This window comes from Pseudomonas sp. BW7P1 (assembly GCF_024981055.1).
Lineage (GTDB): Bacteria > Pseudomonadota > Gammaproteobacteria > Pseudomonadales > Pseudomonadaceae > Aquipseudomonas > Aquipseudomonas bananamidigenes.
Map to the genome: position 1 here is coordinate 6,027,000 of NZ_CP103374.1, position 17,366 is coordinate 6,044,365.

Below are 17,366 nucleotides of genomic sequence, written 5' to 3' on the forward strand. Positions count from 1 at the left end.
CAGCGGTCGTACCCGCCGGGAAAGGTTAGATCAAGGTTTTGCCGTGGCGGACGAAGGTCGGTTTGACCACTCGTACCGGATACCACTTGCCACGGATTTCCACTTCGGCGCGGTCGGCTGTCGCCATCGGTACGCGCGCCAGGGCAATCGACTTGCTAAGCGTAGGAGAGAAACTACCACTGGTGATCTCTCCTTCGCCAACATCAGCGATACGAACCACCTGATGCGCACGCAAAACCCCGCGTTCCTCGAGCACCAGGCCCACCAGTTTGTGCTGCACGCCAGCGGTTTTTTCCGCTTCCAGCGCATCACGACCGATGAACCGGCGCGTGGCCGGCTCCCAGGCGATGCTCCAGGCCATGTTCGAGGCCAGCGGCGAAACGTCTTGATGAATATCCTGACCGTAGAGATTCATGCCGGCTTCCACCCGCAACGTGTCGCGGGCACCAAGACCGATGGGAGAAATGCCGGCGCCTACCAGGTCGTTGAAAAATCCGGGGGCCTGATCGGCCGGCAGGGCGATTTCCAGCCCGTCTTCGCCGGTGTAACCGGTACGGGCAATGAACCAGTCGCCGTCGACCTGGCCTTCGAATGGCTTGAGCATCTGGATCAGACTGGCGCGGGACTGGGTCACCAGTTCGGCAATCTTCTGCCGGGCATGAGGGCCTTGAATGGCGAGCATCGCCAGATCGTTGCGTTCGCGCAGCTGCACATCGAAGCCGACAAGTTGCGCCTGCATCCAGGCCAGATCCTGATCGCGAGTCGAAGCGTTAACCACCAGCCGGTAACCGTCATCGAGGCGATAGACGATCATGTCATCGACAATGCCGCCGCGCTCATTGAGCATCGTGCTGTACAACGCCCGGCCCGGGCTGTGCAGGCGTTCGACGTCGTTGGCCAGCAAGTGCCGGAGCCAGGCCCTGGCCTGTTGGCCCGTGACATCGATCACGGTCATGTGGGAAACATCGAACACCCCGCAATCGCGTCGCACCTCGTGGTGCTCCTCGACCTGCGAGCCGTAATGCAGTGGCATGTCCCAACCGCCAAAATCGACCATCTTCGCGCCAAGGGCGAGATGCAGGTCATACAGAGGCGTACGCTGTCCCATGGGTTTCTCCTTCCGGGCGTGGCGAAGGTGCGGAGCGCTGCTGCACGGTTTGAAAACCCCGCAAGGAAGGCCCTCAGCCGACTTCAGCGACAAGGTCTGTCAGACGGACCGCACCGAATGCCGCGCATTGTAGCCGCATGCTTCGGGTCTCACTACTAAGTGTTTCTGTGGGCCGAACGACGGATCAGTCCAATGACCGGCAACAAACCGACCAGCACCAGCGTCAGCGCCGGCAACGATGCCCGCGCCCATTCGCCTTCGCTGGTCATCTCGAAGATGCGCACCGCCAGCGTGTCCCAGCCAAACGGGCGCATCAGCAGGGTCGCCGGCATTTCCTTGAGCACATCGACGAACACCAGCAGCGCAGCGCTGAGCGTGCCGGGCAACAGCAACGGCAGATACACTTTGAAAAACAGTCGCGGCCCACTGACACCCAGGCTACGTGCCGCTTCGGGCAAAGAGGGCCGTATACGCGCCAGACTGCTTTCCAGCGGCCCGTAAGCCACCGCCACGAAGCGCACCAGATACGCCATCAGCAACGCCGCCAGACTGCCCAGCAGCAGCGGTTTGCCCGCACCGCCGAGCCAGCCTGAAAGCGGAATCACCAGCTCCCGATCCAGATAACTGAACGCCAGCATGATCGACACCGCCAGCACCGAGCCCGGCAACGCGTAGCCGAGATTGGCCAGACTGACGCCGGAGCGGATGGCCGGCGCCGGTGCCAGACGCCGGGCGAACGCCAGCAACATCGCCACGCTGACGGTAATCAGCGCCGCCATGCCGCCCAGATACAAGGTGTGCAGAATCAGCCCGGCGTAACGCTCATCCAGATCGAAACGCCCGCGCTGCCAGAACCACACCAGCAGTTGCAGCACCGGAATGACAAACGCACAGGCGAACACCAGACCGCACCACCCGGTCGCTGCCCAGGCCCTGGCCCCGCGCAGGTGATACAGCGCCTTGACCCGCGGTCGCTCGTTGCTCGCCCGATTGGCGCCACGGGCGCGACGTTCGCCGTACAGCACCAGCATCACCACCAGCAACAACAGGCTGGCCAGTTGCGCAGCGCTCGACAGGCTGAAGAAGCCATACCAGGTCTTGTAGATCGCGGTGGTGAAGGTGTCGAAGTTGAACACCGACACCGCGCCGAAATCCGCCAGGGTTTCCATCAATGCCAGCGCCACGCCAGCGCCGATGGCCGGTCGCGCCATCGGCAATGCCACCCGCCGGAACGCCTGCCACGGTGATTGTCCGAGGACCCGCGCCGCTTCCATCAAGCCTTTGCCCTGAGCAAGAAACGCGGTGCGCGCCAACAGGTAAACATAGGGATAGAACACCAGCACCAACACCAGAATCACCCCGCCGGTGGAGCGCACCCGGGGCAGGCGCAGACCGGTTCCGAACCATTCGCGCAGCAGGCTTTGCACGGGACCGGCGAAGTCCAGCAGACCGACGAAGACGAATGCCAATACATAGGCCGGGATCGCAAACGGCAGCATCAACGCCCAGTCGAGCCAGCGCCGACCGGGGAATTCGCAGAGGCTGGTAAGCCAGGCGAGGCTGACGCCCAGCAGGGTCACGCCGATGCCGACGCCGAGGACCAGCGTCAGGGTGTTGCCCAGCAGGCGTGGCATCTGGGTTTCCCACAGGTGCGACCAGATCTGCTGGTCGATGGTCTGCCACGACAGCAAGAGGACGCTGAGGGGCAGCAGCACCAACGCGGCGATGGCGAAGACAATGGGGTACCAGCGGCGTTGGGCGGGGTGGGACAAGGAAACGCTCTCTAGAAAATGACGAAGCCTGCCATGAATCGGCAGGCTTCAATACGTGGCGTCAGTTCCAGCCCGCCCGATCCATCATCCGGATCGCTTCAGCCTGACGCTTGCCCGCCACTTCGACCGGCAGCGTATCGGCCACGAACTGCCCCCATGCCGCTACTTCTTCCGAAGGCTTGACCGCCGGATTCGCCGGGAATTCCTGGTTCACGTCAGCGAAGATCTTCTGCGCCTCAGGCGTGGTCATCCACTCCACCAGCGCCTTGGCCGCTTCCGGGTGCGGTGCATGTCTGGTCAGGCCGATGCCCGACAGATTGACGTGCACACCGCGATCCGCCTGGTTCGGCCAGAACAGTTTCACCGGCAGATCCGGCTTTTGCTTGTGCAGGCGACCGTAGTAGTAGGTGTTGACGATGCCCACATCACACTGGCCGGCATTGATCGCTTCGAGCACCGCGACGTCGTCGGAGAACACATCGGTGGACAGATTGTTGACCCAGCCCTTGAGGATCTTTTCGGTTTTCTCGGCGCCGTGGACTTCGATCAGGGTGGCGGTCAGCGACTGGTTGTAGACCTTCTTCGCCGTGCGCAGGCACAGGCGACCTTCCCAGTTCTTGTCGGCCAGCGCTTCGTAGGTGGTCAGCTCGCCCGGTTTCACGCGCTCGGTGGAATAGGCGATGGTCCGCGCGCGCAGGCTAAGGCCGGTCCAGGCATGGCTGGAGGAGCGATATTGCAGGGGAATGTTGGCGTCGATGGTTTTCGAGGTGAAGGGTTGGAGAATGCCCATCTGCTCGGCCTGCCACAGGTTGCCGGCATCGACGGTCAGCAACAGGTCGGCGGTGGCGTTCTCGCCTTCGGCCTTGATGCGCTGCATCAGCGGCGCTTCCTTGTCGGTGATGAACCTGATCTTCACGCCGGTCCTGGCGGTGTAGGCATCGAACACGGGTTTGATCAGCTCATCGATGCGCGAGGAGTAGACCACTACCTCGTCGGCGGCCTGGGCGGCGGTGCTGCCGATCAGGGTCAGGGCCAGGGCGGTCAGAAGACGCTTGGATGCCAACATGGAAGTGATCTCTCGGTCGGAAAAAGTGGCCCAAATGATAAGGACTCACATTTACCAGCTCAATCGATCACTTTCCCAAGGAGTTACCAGATGTTGCACGACGTTCGTCAGGCCTTGGCGAGCGCCGGCAAGTCCCCGGTCAACCCCAACGCTTCACGCACGAACAGCGCTTTGGCCTCGGGCATCTGCTCGACGATTTTCAACCCGGTATTGCGCAACCAGCGCAGCGGCAGCGGATCGGCCTGGAACAATCGCTCGAAGCCTTCCATCGCCGCCATGAGCGCCAGGTTGTGCGGCATGCGCCGGCGCTCGTAGCGGCTCAGGACTTTCACGTCCGCCAAGCGTTCGCCGCGTTCGTTGGCTTGCAGCAACACCTCGGCCAGCACCGCGGCATCGAGGAAACCGAGATTCACCCCCTGCCCCGCCAACGGGTGGATGGTGTGCGCCGCGTCGCCGATCAGCGCGAGGCCTTCGGCCACATAGCGCTTGGCATGGCGTTGACGCAGCGGCACACACAGCCGCGGGTCGGCGCTGACGACCTCGCCGAGGCAGCCTTCGAAGGCGCGCTCCAGCTCACGGCAGAAATCCGCTTCATCCAACGCCATCAGCCGTTCGGCCTCACTCGGCGTGGTCGACCAGACGATCGAGCACCAGTCCTGCTGCCCGTCCCGCTCCAGCGGCAAAAACGCCAGCGGCCCGTGATCGGTGAAACGCTGCCATGCGGTCATGCGGTGCGGTTTGCTGCTGCGCACGCTGGTGACGATAGCGTGGTGCAGATAATCCCATTCGCGGGTGGCGACACCGGTCAGACGGCGCACGGCGGAGTTGGCGCCGTCCGCCGCGATCACCAGTGGCGCACGCAAGGTGCGGCCATCGGCCAGGGTCAGCAGCCAGTCGTCACCGGAGCGACGCATCTGCTCCAGCCGCGCATTGGCCAGCAGGCCCAGATCGCAATCGTGCAAACGGTCGAGCAAGGCGTCCTGCACCACGCGGTTTTCGACGATGTGGCCGAGCACCTCGGCGTGCACGCTGCTGGCCGAGAAGTGGATCTGCCCGGTGCCGCTGCCGTCCCAGACGTGCATGTCGGTGTACGGACTGCTGCGCCGGTGGACGATGCCGTCCCACACGCCGAGGCGATCGAGAATCCGCTGGCTGGCTGCCGACAGCGCGCTGACTCGTGGCTCGAACGGCGCATCGCCATTGAAGGGTTTGACGCTCAGCGGGCTGCCATCGAGCAGCAGGACTTCCAGCCCGCTGTCCTGCAACGCCAGCGCCAGGGCGCTGCCGACCATTCCGGCTCCGACAATCAGCACATCCGCGCGCATTTCCATGCTTTAAACCTGTCTCGCTGGCGGCTTGAGCCGCACGTAAAGGGTTTTACCGATTTGCACCATCGGATTACCGACATCGAAATACGGCAAGTAGACACTCATGATCCAGCGCATCGGCCGTGCCTTGCCAGACTGTCCGATCAGCCGCTCACGCATCCGGCCGGGTCCCCAATCCCATGGCCTGACGGGCGAACCAGCGTTTGGCCGGCGGCAGCAGATCGAGACCCAGCAAACCGATGTTGCGCCCCAGCGAAACCAGTGGCTGGGTACTGCCGAACAGCCGCGTGACCTGATCGGAGAAGCCTATGGTGAGGTCCTGATCCAGACGCTGACGCTCGCGATAGGCCTGCAACGTGGCGAAGTCCCCCAGCGGTTTGTCGCTGGCCAGCAGTGCGGCGGCCAGTGCATCGGCATCGCGCAGGGACAGGTTGAAACCCTGCCCGGCGATCGGGTGCAGGCTGTGGGCGGCGTTGCCGAGCACGGCCAGATGCGGGCGCACCTGCTCTTCGGCCTCCACCAGCGACAGCGGATACAGATGCCGCGCGCCGACCTGTTTCAGGGTGCCGAGGCGGTAACCGAACACGCCTTGCAACTCACTGAGGAAGTCGCGTTCATTCAGTTGCGCCAGACGTTGCGCGTCCATGCCCAGACGGGTCCAGACCAGCGCGCAGCGGTTTTCCGGCAGCGGCAACAAAGCCATCGGGCCTTCGTCGGTGAAGCGCTCGAAGGCCATGCCGTTGTGCGCTTCGCTCGGGGTGATGTTGGCGATCAGCGCGCTCTGGTTGTAAGGGCGCTTGCGCACGTTGATGCCCAGTTGCTCGCGCAGACCGGAGCGGCCGCCATCGGCGAGTACCGCCAGATCGCACTCAAGAGTGGTCTCATCGTTGAGGGTCAGGCGATAGCCGTCCGGCAGCGGCTCCATGCGAGTGACTTCCGCCGGGCAACGCCAGCTGATCACGTCCTTGTCGACGTGCTGCCACAGGCAATGACCGAGCCAGGCGTTTTCCACAACATAGCCCAGCGCCGGCACGCCCTCTTCCATCGCCGACAATCGAGCGGTGGAGAAACGGCCACGGTCGGACACGTGAATCTGCTTGATCGGCTCGGCGCGACGGGAAATTTCCTGCCACACACCCAGCCGTTGATAAATCTGTCGGGAACCAAAAGACAGCGCCGAGGAGCGGGCATCGTAACTTGGCTGCCAGCTGTCGCCGGGAGCAAACGGTTCGATCAGCACGATCTTCCAGCCACGCGCCCTGGCCCCGGCCTGCAGCGCCAACGCCAGACTGGCGCCGACCAGGCCACCCCCGATGATTGCCAGATTGACCCGACTCATGCTGCACCGGTCCGTGCCTGCGCCATCAGCGCTTCGATCTCGGCGACGGTTTTCGGCACGCCACCCGTCAGGATTTCACAACCGCTTTTGGTCACTACCACGTCGTCCTCGATGCGCACGCCAATGCCGCGCCATTTCTTCGCTACATTCTGGTTGTCCGGAGCGATGTAAATGCCCGGTTCCACGGTCAGCGCCATGCCGACCTCCAGCACGCGCCATTCGCCACCGACCCTGTACTCACCGACATCATGCACATCCATGCCCAGCCAGTGGCCGGCGCGGTGCATGTAAAACGCCTTGTAGGCCTGCGAAGCGATCAACTCATCCACCTCGCCCTGCAACAATCCCAGTTTCACCAATCCGGCGGTAATGACCCGAACCGTCGCTTCGTGCGCCTGGTTCCAGTGCCTGTTCGGGGCGATTTCGGCGAAGGCGGCTTCCTGCGCGGCCAATACCAGTTCGTAGATCGCCTTCTGCTCGGCCGAGAACTTGCCGTTCACAGGCCAGGTGCGAGTGATGTCGCTGGCATAGCAGTCGATCTCGCAACCGGCGTCGATCAATACCAGATCGCCGTCCTTGAGCTGCGCGTCATTCTGCTGGTAATGCAGGATGCAACTGTTACGCCCCGACGCGACGATCGATCCGTAGGCCGGCATCTTCGCCCCGCCCTTGCGGAATTCGTAATCGAGTTCGGCTTCCAGGCTGTACTCGTACAATCCGACACGACTGGCCTGCATCGCACGGATATGAGCCTGGGCGGAAATCCGCGCCGCTTCGCGCATCACCTTCACTTCTGCCGCCGATTTATACAGGCGCATGTCGTGCAGCAGGTGATCCAGGGCAACGAATTCGTTCGGCGGCTGGGCGCCGAGGTGGGCCTTGGAGCGGATCACGTTGATCCAGTCCATCAGGTGGCGGTCGAATTCCGGGTTGCTGCCCATCGCCGAATACACCCGGTCGCGGCCTTCAATCAGGCCCGGCAGGATGTCGTCGATGTCTGTGATGGGGAAAGCGTCGTCGGCGCCGTAATCACGGATCGCGCCTTCCTGGCCGGCGCGCAGGCCGTCCCAGAGTTCCCGCTCGGCGTTGCGTTCACGGCAGAACAGCACGTACTCGCCGTGCTCGCGACCGGGCATCAGGACAATGACCGCCTGTGGCTCGGGGAAACCGCTGAGGTACTGGAAGTCGCTGTCCTGGCGATAGACATGCTCGACGTCGCGGTTGCGGATGGCGACCGCGGCGGCAGGCAGGATCGCGATGCTGTTGGGTTCCATCTGCGCCATCAGCGCCTTGCGGCGCCGGGCGTATTCCGCTTTCGGGATATGGATCATGGGCAGACGGCTTTCCCTGGCACGGCGATCAGTGCAGCGACGGCTTGGCCGCTGGCGGCACGTCGGCTTTCCTGGTTTCGGAGAACAGCAGCAGCGGCGCTACGCGCAGGTACTCCATGACTTCCATGTAGTCGCTTTCGCCGTCTTCGGATTCTTCCAGTGCATCTTGCACCTGGGAGATCGCTGCCAGATCCTGCAACACCTCGGTGGCCTCGGTGCTCAGCATGCTGCTGTCGCGGCAGTTCAGGCCGAAACCGGTGAGGAAGCCCTGGCACCACTGGCCCAGTGCGGCGGCGCGTTCGGCCAGCGGCACGTCATCGGTCGGCAACAGCAGCACGACGGTCACGTCGTCGCCGGTGAGCTCGCCCTTGACCATCTCCTGCAGGCCGACGAGGGCGTTGCGGACGTTGTCCTGGATGTCGCCATCGAGCACTTCGGCGGCGTCGATCAGCCAGCCTTCATTGTCGAAGCCGGCACCGGCGCAGCTGCGGCCGAGCAGCAGGCCATGCAGTTCGGCAGGCGAGACGTTGTGACCGCTGGCAGTCAGCAGGGTGGCAAAGGCTTGGTACGGGGAATTCTGAATGGGCATGGGCAGCTAGGCGCCAGACGGCGCTATGTCTAGAATGAAGGCCTTGTATCCTACATCGACAGACACGCCAAGACCATTAAAGGCTGCCTCCCGGCCAAACCCATCAGACCGAATCAGTGGACACAATGGAAGACACCGACCTGCAAGCGCTGATGGCCAGACTCGAGCTGCTGATTACTCGGGTCGAGCAACTAAAGAGTCAAAACGCACTCTTACTAGCTCAGGAAAAGACCTGGCGCGAGGAACGCGCTCACCTCATTGAAAAAAACGAAATCGCCCGGCGTAAGGTCGAATCGATGATTTCGCGCCTCAAGGCCCTGGAGCAAGACTCATGAGTTCAAGCAATAGCGTTACCGTGCAGATCCTCGACAAAGAATATTCGATCATCTGCCCCCAGGAAGAACGCAGCAACCTGGTCAGTGCCGCACGCTATCTGGACGGCAAGATGCGCGAGATCCGCAGCAGCGGCAAAGTCATCGGTGCCGACCGCATCGCCGTGATGGCCGCCCTGAACATCACCCACGATCTCTTGCACAAGGAAGAGCGCCCGGACATCCAGACCAGCGGCTCGACCCGTGAACAGGTACGCGACTTGCTCGATCGGGTCGATCTGGCGCTGGCCGACGATCCGGACATCAGCAAGGGCTGATTCACCGGACCGCTTGAGGTATACTCGCCGCACTCCCTGGGGTGCTTGCCAGTTGACGATGTCCCTGAGCCGATTTGCACTACCCTGGGGGTTGCACGTTGGGCTGGTGTGCATGTCCGCCAGACGGAAAGCCTTAAAGCCTACTGCATCCTCCACCTTGAACTCTCGGGTTCAAGGGCTAAGTCGACAGCGGCTCATCCGGGGAGCCTGATTCGAATCCGATGCCGGTGCATGCCGGCATCGGATTTTTTATGCGTACGTTTTCGTCCTCATCCTGCCGAAGCCGACCATGACCGAACCCGCGCTGCTGCCCCGCCCCCAACTGCGCCGCCTGCTGCGCAAGGCTCGCCGCTCCCTGACGCCGAGCCAGCAACGAGCGGCCGCCGAAGGCCTGTATAAACAGCTCGCACAGGACCCGCAGTTTCGCCGGGCGAAGCACATTTCCCTGTACCTGCCCACCGACGGCGAAATCGATCCGCGCCTGCTGTTGCGCGCCGCACAGCGTCGAGGCAAGAAGACCTACCTGCCGGTGCTGAGCGCCTGGCCACGCACCAAAATGGTCTTTCAGCAGATCAGCCCCGGCGAGAAACTGCGGCGCAATCGCTTCCGCATCCTGGAACCACGGATCAATCCGGCCCGTCAGCGCAAGATATGGGCACTGGATCTGGTGTTGTTGCCACTGGTGGGATTCGACGACGTCGGCGGGCGCCTGGGAATGGGCGGCGGTTTCTACGACCGCAGCCTGGCGTATCTGGCCCGCCGCCAAAGCTGGCGCAAGCCGACGCTGCTGGGCCTGGCCCATGAATGTCAGAAAGTCGAACGACTGGCGCAGGCCAGCTGGGATGTACCGTTGCAGGGAACGGTGACCGACAGGGCGCGATATTTCGCAGGGTAGACGCCGCGAGGGAGTCAGCGGCGTCGGAAAGACGGTTTCAGCGTTTGAATGCGGTTGACTGCTGTACCTGTTGCGCTACTTCGATCGGAGCATCGGTCTTGTTGGCCCACAGGCTTTGCGCATAACCGGTGGTCACGACGCCCAAGCCGAACAAAATCACCAAAGTCCACAGCAAATCCGGTTTGCGTTTCATCGATTGCCCCCCTCAAGGCACATCATCACGATGACAGCAGCGGTTTCCATTCGTAGGCCGTGCAGCAGCGTCAAGCTTTAAAGGCCGGCATTTTGCGACAACGTGAACCGCTGCGCAAATGCTGGCGTCAACCGACTGTCGGTTTGTCATAAAATTGCCCGACAACCTGCCCAATGACCCTTTCAGGAGCACACGACATGGCCTTTTGGCTGATGAAATCCGAGCCCGACGAACTCTCGATCAAGGGTCTCGAAAAGCTCGGCAAAGCGCGCTGGGACGGGGTGCGCAACTATCAGGCGCGCAATTTCCTGCGGGCCATGGCGGCAGGAGATGAGTTCTTTTTCTATCACTCCAGCTGCCCTGAGCCCGGGATTGCCGGGATCGGCAAAATCATCCAGGCCGCGTACCCGGATCCCACCGCACTGGAACCGGAAAGCCACTACTTCGACCCGAAAGCCACGCCGGAGAAAAACGCCTGGAGCGCCATCGACGTCGCTCATGTCGAGACGTTTTCCCGGGTGTTGAAACTGGATTACCTGAAGCAGCAGGCCGCGCTGGCCGAGATGCCACTGGTGCAGAAAGGCTCGCGACTGTCGGTGATGCCGGTGACGGCCGAGCAGTGGGCGGCGATACTCGGCTTGCGGTAAAAAACCAGGTTTGCCGCTCATTTGATTGATATCAATCGATAACTGCGCTTGAACCGTCAAACTGGACGCTACAGTCGCAGGATGCCCCCATGTCAGCGCACAGCCGTTCCTCCCTTTTATTTGCCGGCTCTCTCATCGTGTTGCTGGTGGCCGCCGGCGGTTTCGGTTACTGGAAGTCCGTGAGCAGCCGTCTGCCCGAGGGTCTGTCCTCCGGCAACGGGCGCCTGGAAGCCACCGAAGTGCAAATCGCCAGTAAAACGCCCGGACGCCTCGCCGAAGTGCTGGTCGATGAAGGTGACAAAGTCAGCAAAGGTCAGTTACTTGCCCGAATGGATACCCGAACCCTGGAGGCCCAGCGCAACCAGGCCGAGGCCGAGGTCATCCGTACCCAGGAAAACCTGGCTGCCGCCCAGGCCAACGTACAGTTGCGCCAGAGTGAACAACTGCTGGCCCAGCAGGAACTCGGTCGCTCCCAGTCGTTGTTCAAGCATGGTTTTGTCAGCGCACAGGTCATCGATCAACTGCAATCGCGCATCGGCACCGGCAACGCAGCCGTAGCGGCAGCCCGGGCGCAGGTTGCCGCCGTCAGCGCGGCCATCGGCGCAGCTCAGGCCCAGGTAGCGCAATTGACCAGTGAAATCGATGACAGCAGTTTGCGCGCGCCGATCGACGGCGTTATCCAGCTGCGCATGGCCGAACCCGGCGAAGTGCTGGGCGCTGGCGGTCGAGTCCTGTTGTTGATCGATCCCAATGATCAGTACATGAATCTTTATCTGTCGGCGTCCGTGGCCGGACACCTGGCAGTGGGCGATGACGCGCGGGTCGTGCTGGATGCACTGCCCGACCGGCCTTTACCGGCGAAAGTCAGTTTCGTGGCGGCCAAATCGCAGTTCACCCCCAAAGAGGTCGAGACTCGCGACGAGCGGCAGAAACTGGTCTTTCGCGTCAAGCTGCGCCTGACTGAGCCTGGCAACGTACCGCAGGCCAAGCCCGGCATGCCCGGCGTCGGCTACGTGCGCACGGCGCCGATCGGTTGGCCGGCCAATCTGCAATGAACGGCATCGCGGTTCGGGCGAGCGCCATCGCGCACCGCTATGGCCAGCAGCGAGCCCTGGACGCGATTGCATTTGATCTGCCGGCGGGGACCCGCTGCGGTCTGATCGGCCCTGACGGTGCCGGCAAGTCCAGCCTGCTGGGGCTGATCGCCGGTGTAAAAGCCCTGCAGCAGGGACAGCTGGAAGTCCTCGGCGGCCCGATTCAGGATCGCACCCATCGCAACACGCTGTACACGCGCATCGCCTTCATGCCGCAAGGGCTGGGTGGCAATTTGTATCCGGAGCTTTCGATCCGCGAGAACGTACAATTTTTCTCCACGCTGTTCGGTCTGCCCGCCGACGAAAGCGAACAACGACTGCACAACCTGCTGCGCGCCACGGACTTGCTAAGGTTCGCTGACCGCCCGGCCGGCAAATTGTCCGGCGGCATGAAACAGAAACTGGGGCTGTGTTGTGCGCTCATCCATGAGCCGGATCTGTTGATCCTCGACGAGCCCACCACGGGTGTGGACCCGCTCTCCCGGCGACGTTTCTGGGAACTGATCGACGACGTGCGGCGCCAGCGGCCGCAACTGACCTTGCTGGTCGCCACGGCCTATATGGAAGAAGCCGAACAATTCGAGCACTGTCTGATGCTCGACGGTGGCCGGATGATTGCCTCGGGTTTGAGCCGAGATCTGGCAGCCGTCACCCCAAGCGGCAAACTCGATGATGCCTTCACCCACTTTCAGGGTGACAGCCATCACGACCCGCAACCTCTGCAGATACCACCTCGCAACGACACCACCGATATCGCCATCGAAGCCCACGATCTGACATTGCGCTTTGGCGACTTCACCGCGGTGGATCACGTCAGCTTCGCCATCGGGCGCGGTGAAATTTTTGGCTTCCTCGGCTCCAATGGCTGCGGCAAGACCACCACCATGAAAGTCCTGACCGGGCTGATGCCAGCCAGTGAGGGCAGCGCGACGCTACTGGGCAACCCGGTGGACGCAAGGGATCTGGCCACACGCAAGCGTGTCGGCTTCATGTCCCAGAGCTTTTCGTTGTATGGCGAACTCAGCGTCCGGCAGAACCTGGACCTGCATGCACGCCTGTTCGACCTGCCCAAGATCGAGAGCGCCCCACGCATCGACGCCTTGATTCAGCGCTTCAATCTTCAAGGCGTCGCCGATCAACCGTCAGGCGCTTTGCCCTTGGGACTGCGCCAACGCCTCTCATTGGCGGTCGCTGTCTTGCATCGCCCGGAAGTACTGATACTGGATGAACCGACTTCTGGTGTCGATCCGGCAGCACGAGACGATTTCTGGCGACTGTTGATCGAGCTGTCCCGTGATCAGGGCGTGACCATTTTCCTCTCCACCCATTTCATGAACGAAGCGCAGCGATGCGACCGCATCTCCCTGATGCATGCGGGCAGGGTCCTGGCCTGTGACACACCGGCCGCCCTGCAGCAGCAATTCAATGGCGAATCCCTGGAGGCTGCATTCGTGAGCTGCCTTGAGCAAGCCCAGGACAACAGCGAAGCGTCGCCGACACCCGAACCAACGTCCGCCCCGATGGCCCCGGCCATGGCCAACACCGAACCTGGTTTCAGCTTCGGCCGTCTGGCGGCGGTGGCCAGCCGTGAAGGCAAAGAATTGCTGCGCGACAAGGTGCGCCTGGCGTTCGCGCTGCTGGGCGCCATTTTCATGATGGTGATTTTTGGTTACGGGATTTCCCTCGATGTGGAAAATCTTGCTTTCGCCGTGTACGACCAGGACCAGACACCACAAAGTCGTGCCTACCTGGAAGCCTTTCGTGGTTCGCGATATTTCGCCGAGCAGCCCGTCATTCAAGACGCGCAATCCCTGCACCGACGCTTGCAACGTTCGGAAATCAAACTGGCGCTGGAGATCCCGCCCGGATTCGGCCGCGACCTGTACGCCGGACGTCGGCCGGCCGTGGCGGCGTGGCTGGATGGCGGCATGCCGTTTCGCGCAGAAACCAGTCGCAACTACGTCGAGGCCGTCCATCAGGCCAATCTCGAGCAACTGGCCGAACAGAGCAGCCGCGCACTCAACCCACTGACTGCCGCCAGCCTGGAAACCCGCTTTCGCTACAACCAGGATGTGGTCAGCGTCAATGCGATCGGCCCCGGTGTGATGGCATTGATCCTGGCGTTCATTCCGGCGATGCTGACGGCGCTCGGCATCGTGCGCGAGAAGGAACTGGGCTCGATCACCAACTTCTACGCCACCCCCTTGACGCGTCTGGAGTTTCTGCTGGGCAAGCAAACGCCTTATCTGCTGGTCAGCCTGATCAATCTCGCGGTACTGGCAGCCATGAATCGCTGGCTGTTCGGCGTACCGTTCAAGGGCAGCGGTCTGACCCTCGCGTTCGGCGGGCTGCTCTATGTACTGGCCACCACCAGCATGGGGCTGCTGATCTCGGCATTCACCCGAACGCAGATCGCAGCGATCCTGGGCACCATGATCATCACCAGCCTGCCGACCATTCAATTTTCCGGCCTGATCGTGCCGCGCTCGTCGCTGGAAGGCGCCGCTGCCGTGATGGGCACGCTGTTCCCGGCCGGCCACTTCCTCGACATCGCAGTTGGAACGTTCACCAAAGCGCTGGATCTGCGACAACTCTGGCCACAGTGCCTGGCGCTGTTCGGCTTCTTTATCGCATTCACCGGCTTGAGCCTGGTCATGTTGAAAAAGCAGGAGGCCTGATGCACAAGTTCACGCATATCCTGCGACTTGGGCTCAAGGAACTGACAAGTCTGCGTCACGACAGCGTGTTGCTGCTGTTCCTGTTCTACGCCTTTACCGTAGCCATCTACATGCCGGCCGCCGGATCAGTAATCGGCGTGCATAACGCCAGCGTGGCGATTGTCGATGAGGATCACAGCGCCCTTTCACGCCAATTGGCCCAGTCGCTGCAACCTCCGGAGTTCCAGCCCCCCGTCCCGTTGCGCTACGAACGACTGGATGAAGTCATGGACAGCGGCCAGTACACATTCGTCATCAACATTCCGGCCCGTTTCCAGACCGACCTGCTCGCGGGCCGTCAACCGGCCGTGCAAGTCAATGTCGACGCTACCGCCATGAGCCAGGCGTTCATGGGTGCCGGCTACATCGGCCGGATATTCCAGCGCGAGCTGTCGGCTTACGCCGGCCAGGCCAATGCGCAGGCCGTTGCCCCGGTGCAGCTGACGACCCGGGCCCTGTTCAATACCAACCTGGAGGGTGGCTGGTTTCTGGCCGTGATCCAGATCGTCAACAACATCACCATTCTGGCGATCATCCTGACCGGCACGGCGCTGCTGCGGGAACGCGAACATGGCACCCTCGACCATTTGCTGGTGCTGCCGCTGACCGCGCTGGAAATCATGCTGGCGAAAATCTGGAGCAATATGCTGGTGGTGGTGCTGTGCACCTGGTTGTCGCTGGAGGTGATCGTCAAAGGCGCGCTGGGCGTACCGTTGTCCGGCTCTTTGGGCCTGTTTTTGCTGGTCACGGCGGTTTATCTGTTCGCCAGCACCGCGTTGGGAATCTTCCTGGCAACGCTGGCGCGCTCGACACCGCAGTTCGGCCTGCTGGCCATCCCGGTGATTATCCCGATGTTGCTGCTGTCGGGCGGCAGTACGCCGCTGGACAGCATGCCGCAGTGGCTGCAATGGGTCATGCAGGGATCGCCTTCCACCCATTTCGTCAGCCTCGGCGCCGCAATTCTGTTCCGCGACGCCGGGCTGAGTGTGGTCTGGCCGGACTTGCTGGCGCTGACCGTCATCGGATTACTGTTCTTCTGCATCGCCCTGGCGCGCTTTCGCAGGAGCCTGGCGTCCTGATCCGCAGCAACGCCGCTTACTGAATGATCAGGTTATTGAACAACAGATCCTCGACCACCGGCTTGCCGGTTTCGTCATTCATCACTTGCTGGGTCTGCTTCAAGGCTTCCTGACGCAGTTTTTCCTTGCCTTCGATACTGCCCATCGCATCGGTAGTCTGCTGGGTGAACAGCGCCACCAGCTGATTGCGGATCAGCGGCTCGTTGGCCTTGACCAGTTTGGTCGCTTCGTCGCCGGTCACCCGCAACGCCACGTCGGCCTTGTAGACCTTGAGCTTCGGTGTGCCGTCGAGCCCGTAGTTGCCCACGAACGGCGGGCTCAAGGTGATGTAGTTGACCTTCGGCGCCTCGCCTTCTTTGGCTTCTTCGGCCAGCGCTGCCACAGGCAGAGACAGGGCCAGCAACAACATGATCCACGCTTTCACAATTCGCTCCTTATCCGGTTTGCGGCCTAGCATAACGACCCGCCGCGCAAGCACAAGCTTATGGCGGACTATCAGGGCCGGGCATGCTCGTTGACCCGTTGACTGCCACACCTACACTTATCGGCCATCACTCCCAAAGGAATAGCCCTGATGAAAGCCGTGCTGTGCAAAGCCTTCGGCCCTGCCGAATCGCTGGTGCTGGAAGACGTCGCCAGTCCTGTCGCGAAGAAGAATGAAATCCTGCTGGACGTGCACGCCGCCGGGGTCAACTTTCCGGACACGCTGATCATCGAGGGCAAATACCAGTTCAAGCCGCCCTTTCCGTTCTCGCCCGGTGGCGAAGCGTCCGGCGTGGTCAGCGCGGTGGGGGAAAAGGTCAGTCACTTGAGGGTCGGTGATCGGGTCATGGCCCTGACCGGCTGGGGCAGCTTCGCCGAACAGGTCGCGGTACCGGGCTATAACGTACTGCCGATTCCACCGACGATGGATTTCAACACCGCCGCCGCGTTCAGCATGACCTACGGCACCTCGATGCATGCACTCAGGCAGCGCGGCAATCTGCAGCCGGGTGAAACCCTGCTGGTGCTCGGCGCCTCCGGTGGCGTTGGTCTGGCCGCCGTGGAGATCGGCAAGGCCATGGGCGCCCGGGTAATCGCCGCTGCCAGCAGTGCCGAGAAACTCGCCGTGGCCAAGGCTGCCGGTGCTGATGAACTGATCAACTACAGCGAAACCAGTCTCAAGGACGAAATCAAACGCCTGACCGACGGCCAGGGCGCCGACGTAATCTACGACCCGGTCGGCGGCGACCTGTTCGACCAGGCCATTCGCGCCATCGCCTGGAATGGCCGACTGCTGGTGGTCGGTTTCGCCAGCGGGCGCATTCCCGAACTGCCGGTCAACCTCGCGCTGCTCAAGGGCGCGGCGGTACTCGGGGTGTTCTGGGGCTCCTTCGCCCAGCGCCAGCCCCAGGATAACGCGGCGAACTTCCAGCAACTTTTTGGCTGGTATGCAGAGGGCAAGCTGAAGCCGCTGGTGTCGCGAGTGTATCCGTTGAGCGAGGCGGCACAGGCCATCAATGATCTGGGGCAGCGCAAGGCTGTGGGCAAGGTGGTGGTGCAGGTGCGCTGACTCAACT

Annotated in this window: 17 protein-coding genes and 1 other RNA gene; 9 read left to right on the plus strand and 9 right to left on the minus strand. The window is 62.3% G+C overall.

Translation table 11 applies throughout. The annotated features are described in order from the left end of the window. Positions 1–25: 25 nt before the first annotated feature. The 7 genes from gcvT to NWV16_RS27320 all read right to left on the minus strand — a co-directional run bounded on the left by gcvT (position 26) and on the right by NWV16_RS27320 (position 8,533). On the minus strand, positions 26–1,108 hold the full coding sequence (gene gcvT, locus NWV16_RS27290; RefSeq protein ID WP_260521443.1) for a glycine cleavage system aminomethyltransferase GcvT: 1,083 nt from the start codon (positions 1,106–1,108) through the stop codon (positions 26–28). Positions 1,109–1,263: 155 nt separating this feature from the next. Continuing rightward, positions 1,264–2,880 carry an iron ABC transporter permease gene (locus NWV16_RS27295; protein WP_260521444.1) on the minus strand — a complete coding sequence of 539 codons (1,617 nt, stop codon included), beginning with the start codon at positions 2,878–2,880 and terminating at the stop codon, positions 1,264–1,266. A 61-nt stretch (positions 2,881–2,941) separates the two neighbouring features. Then, a complete protein-coding gene (locus NWV16_RS27300; RefSeq protein WP_260521445.1) occupies positions 2,942–3,946 on the minus strand; it encodes an extracellular solute-binding protein in 1,005 nt (334 codons plus the stop codon). A gap of 107 nt (positions 3,947–4,053) precedes the next feature. Further along, entirely contained in the window at positions 4,054–5,271 is a 1,218-nt protein-coding gene (locus tag NWV16_RS27305) for a 2-octaprenyl-3-methyl-6-methoxy-1,4-benzoquinol hydroxylase (RefSeq protein ID WP_260523592.1), read from the minus strand. Between the two features lie 154 nt (positions 5,272–5,425). After that, positions 5,426–6,613, minus strand: coding sequence for a 2-octaprenyl-6-methoxyphenyl hydroxylase (ubiH, locus tag NWV16_RS27310; protein WP_260521446.1), 1,188 nt, complete (start codon positions 6,611–6,613; stop codon positions 5,426–5,428). Further along, entirely contained in the window at positions 6,610–7,944 is a 1,335-nt protein-coding gene (gene pepP / locus NWV16_RS27315; RefSeq protein WP_260521447.1) for a Xaa-Pro aminopeptidase, read from the minus strand. Before pepP ends, ubiH begins: the two co-directional genes overlap by 4 nt. A 28-nt stretch (positions 7,945–7,972) precedes the next feature. Then, complete coding sequence (locus NWV16_RS27320; protein ID WP_260521448.1) at positions 7,973–8,533, minus strand: YecA family protein; 561 nt, start codon at positions 8,531–8,533, stop codon at positions 7,973–7,975. A gap of 125 nt (positions 8,534–8,658) precedes the next feature. Here NWV16_RS27320 and NWV16_RS27325 point away from each other — a divergent pair, with 125 nt between their 5' ends. The 4 genes from NWV16_RS27325 to NWV16_RS27340 all read left to right on the plus strand — a co-directional run bounded on the left by NWV16_RS27325 (position 8,659) and on the right by NWV16_RS27340 (position 10,077). Continuing rightward, positions 8,659–8,868 carry a TIGR02449 family protein gene (locus NWV16_RS27325; RefSeq protein ID WP_007940359.1) on the plus strand — a complete coding sequence of 70 codons (210 nt, stop codon included), beginning with the start codon at positions 8,659–8,661 and terminating at the stop codon, positions 8,866–8,868. Beyond that, the gene (locus NWV16_RS27330) at positions 8,865–9,182 is read left to right on the plus strand and encodes a cell division protein ZapA (RefSeq protein WP_065259919.1); all 318 of its coding nucleotides are present in this window, start codon (positions 8,865–8,867) and stop codon (positions 9,180–9,182) included. The genes NWV16_RS27325 and NWV16_RS27330 overlap by 4 nt, the downstream gene beginning before the upstream one ends. Positions 9,183–9,212: 30 nt before the next feature. Next, a non-coding RNA gene (ssrS, locus tag NWV16_RS27335) (6S RNA) lies at positions 9,213–9,391 on the plus strand. A gap of 80 nt (positions 9,392–9,471) precedes the next feature. Then, positions 9,472–10,077 carry a 5-formyltetrahydrofolate cyclo-ligase gene (locus NWV16_RS27340; RefSeq protein WP_260521449.1) on the plus strand — a complete coding sequence of 202 codons (606 nt, stop codon included), beginning with the start codon at positions 9,472–9,474 and terminating at the stop codon, positions 10,075–10,077. 37 nt (positions 10,078–10,114) lie between these two features. Here NWV16_RS27340 and NWV16_RS27345 read toward each other — a convergent pair whose 3' ends face one another. Continuing rightward, positions 10,115–10,270 carry a hypothetical protein gene (locus NWV16_RS27345; RefSeq protein ID WP_024014743.1) on the minus strand — a complete coding sequence of 52 codons (156 nt, stop codon included), beginning with the start codon at positions 10,268–10,270 and terminating at the stop codon, positions 10,115–10,117. A gap of 197 nt (positions 10,271–10,467) precedes the next feature. On the opposite strand from NWV16_RS27345, the gene NWV16_RS27350 reads away from it, so the two are divergent. The 4 genes from NWV16_RS27350 (at position 10,468) to NWV16_RS27365 (ending at position 15,807) form a co-directional block, all read left to right on the plus strand. Next, positions 10,468–10,917 (plus strand): EVE domain-containing protein, encoded by a 450-nt coding sequence (locus NWV16_RS27350; protein WP_260521450.1) that lies wholly within the window; start codon positions 10,468–10,470, stop codon positions 10,915–10,917. A gap of 89 nt (positions 10,918–11,006) precedes the next feature. After that, positions 11,007–11,972: an HlyD family secretion protein gene (locus NWV16_RS27355; protein WP_260521451.1), complete on the plus strand. Its 966-nt coding sequence runs from the start codon at positions 11,007–11,009 to the stop codon at positions 11,970–11,972. Continuing rightward, positions 11,969–14,689, plus strand: coding sequence for a ribosome-associated ATPase/putative transporter RbbA (gene rbbA, locus NWV16_RS27360; protein ID WP_260521452.1), 2,721 nt, complete (start codon positions 11,969–11,971; stop codon positions 14,687–14,689). The genes NWV16_RS27355 and rbbA overlap by 4 nt, the downstream gene beginning before the upstream one ends. Next, a complete protein-coding gene (locus tag NWV16_RS27365; RefSeq protein WP_260521453.1) occupies positions 14,689–15,807 on the plus strand; it encodes an ABC transporter permease in 1,119 nt (372 codons plus the stop codon). The genes rbbA and NWV16_RS27365 overlap by 1 nt, the downstream gene beginning before the upstream one ends. Before the next feature lie 16 nt (positions 15,808–15,823). Here NWV16_RS27365 and NWV16_RS27370 read toward each other — a convergent pair whose 3' ends face one another. Next, entirely contained in the window at positions 15,824–16,231 is a 408-nt protein-coding gene (locus tag NWV16_RS27370; protein ID WP_065259922.1) for a flagellar basal body-associated protein FliL, read from the minus strand. Positions 16,232–16,381: 150 nt separating this feature from the next. On the opposite strand from NWV16_RS27370, the gene NWV16_RS27375 reads away from it, so the two are divergent. Then, positions 16,382–17,359 carry an NADPH:quinone oxidoreductase family protein gene (locus NWV16_RS27375; RefSeq protein WP_260521454.1) on the plus strand — a complete coding sequence of 326 codons (978 nt, stop codon included), beginning with the start codon at positions 16,382–16,384 and terminating at the stop codon, positions 17,357–17,359. Positions 17,360–17,366 lie beyond the last annotated feature (7 nt).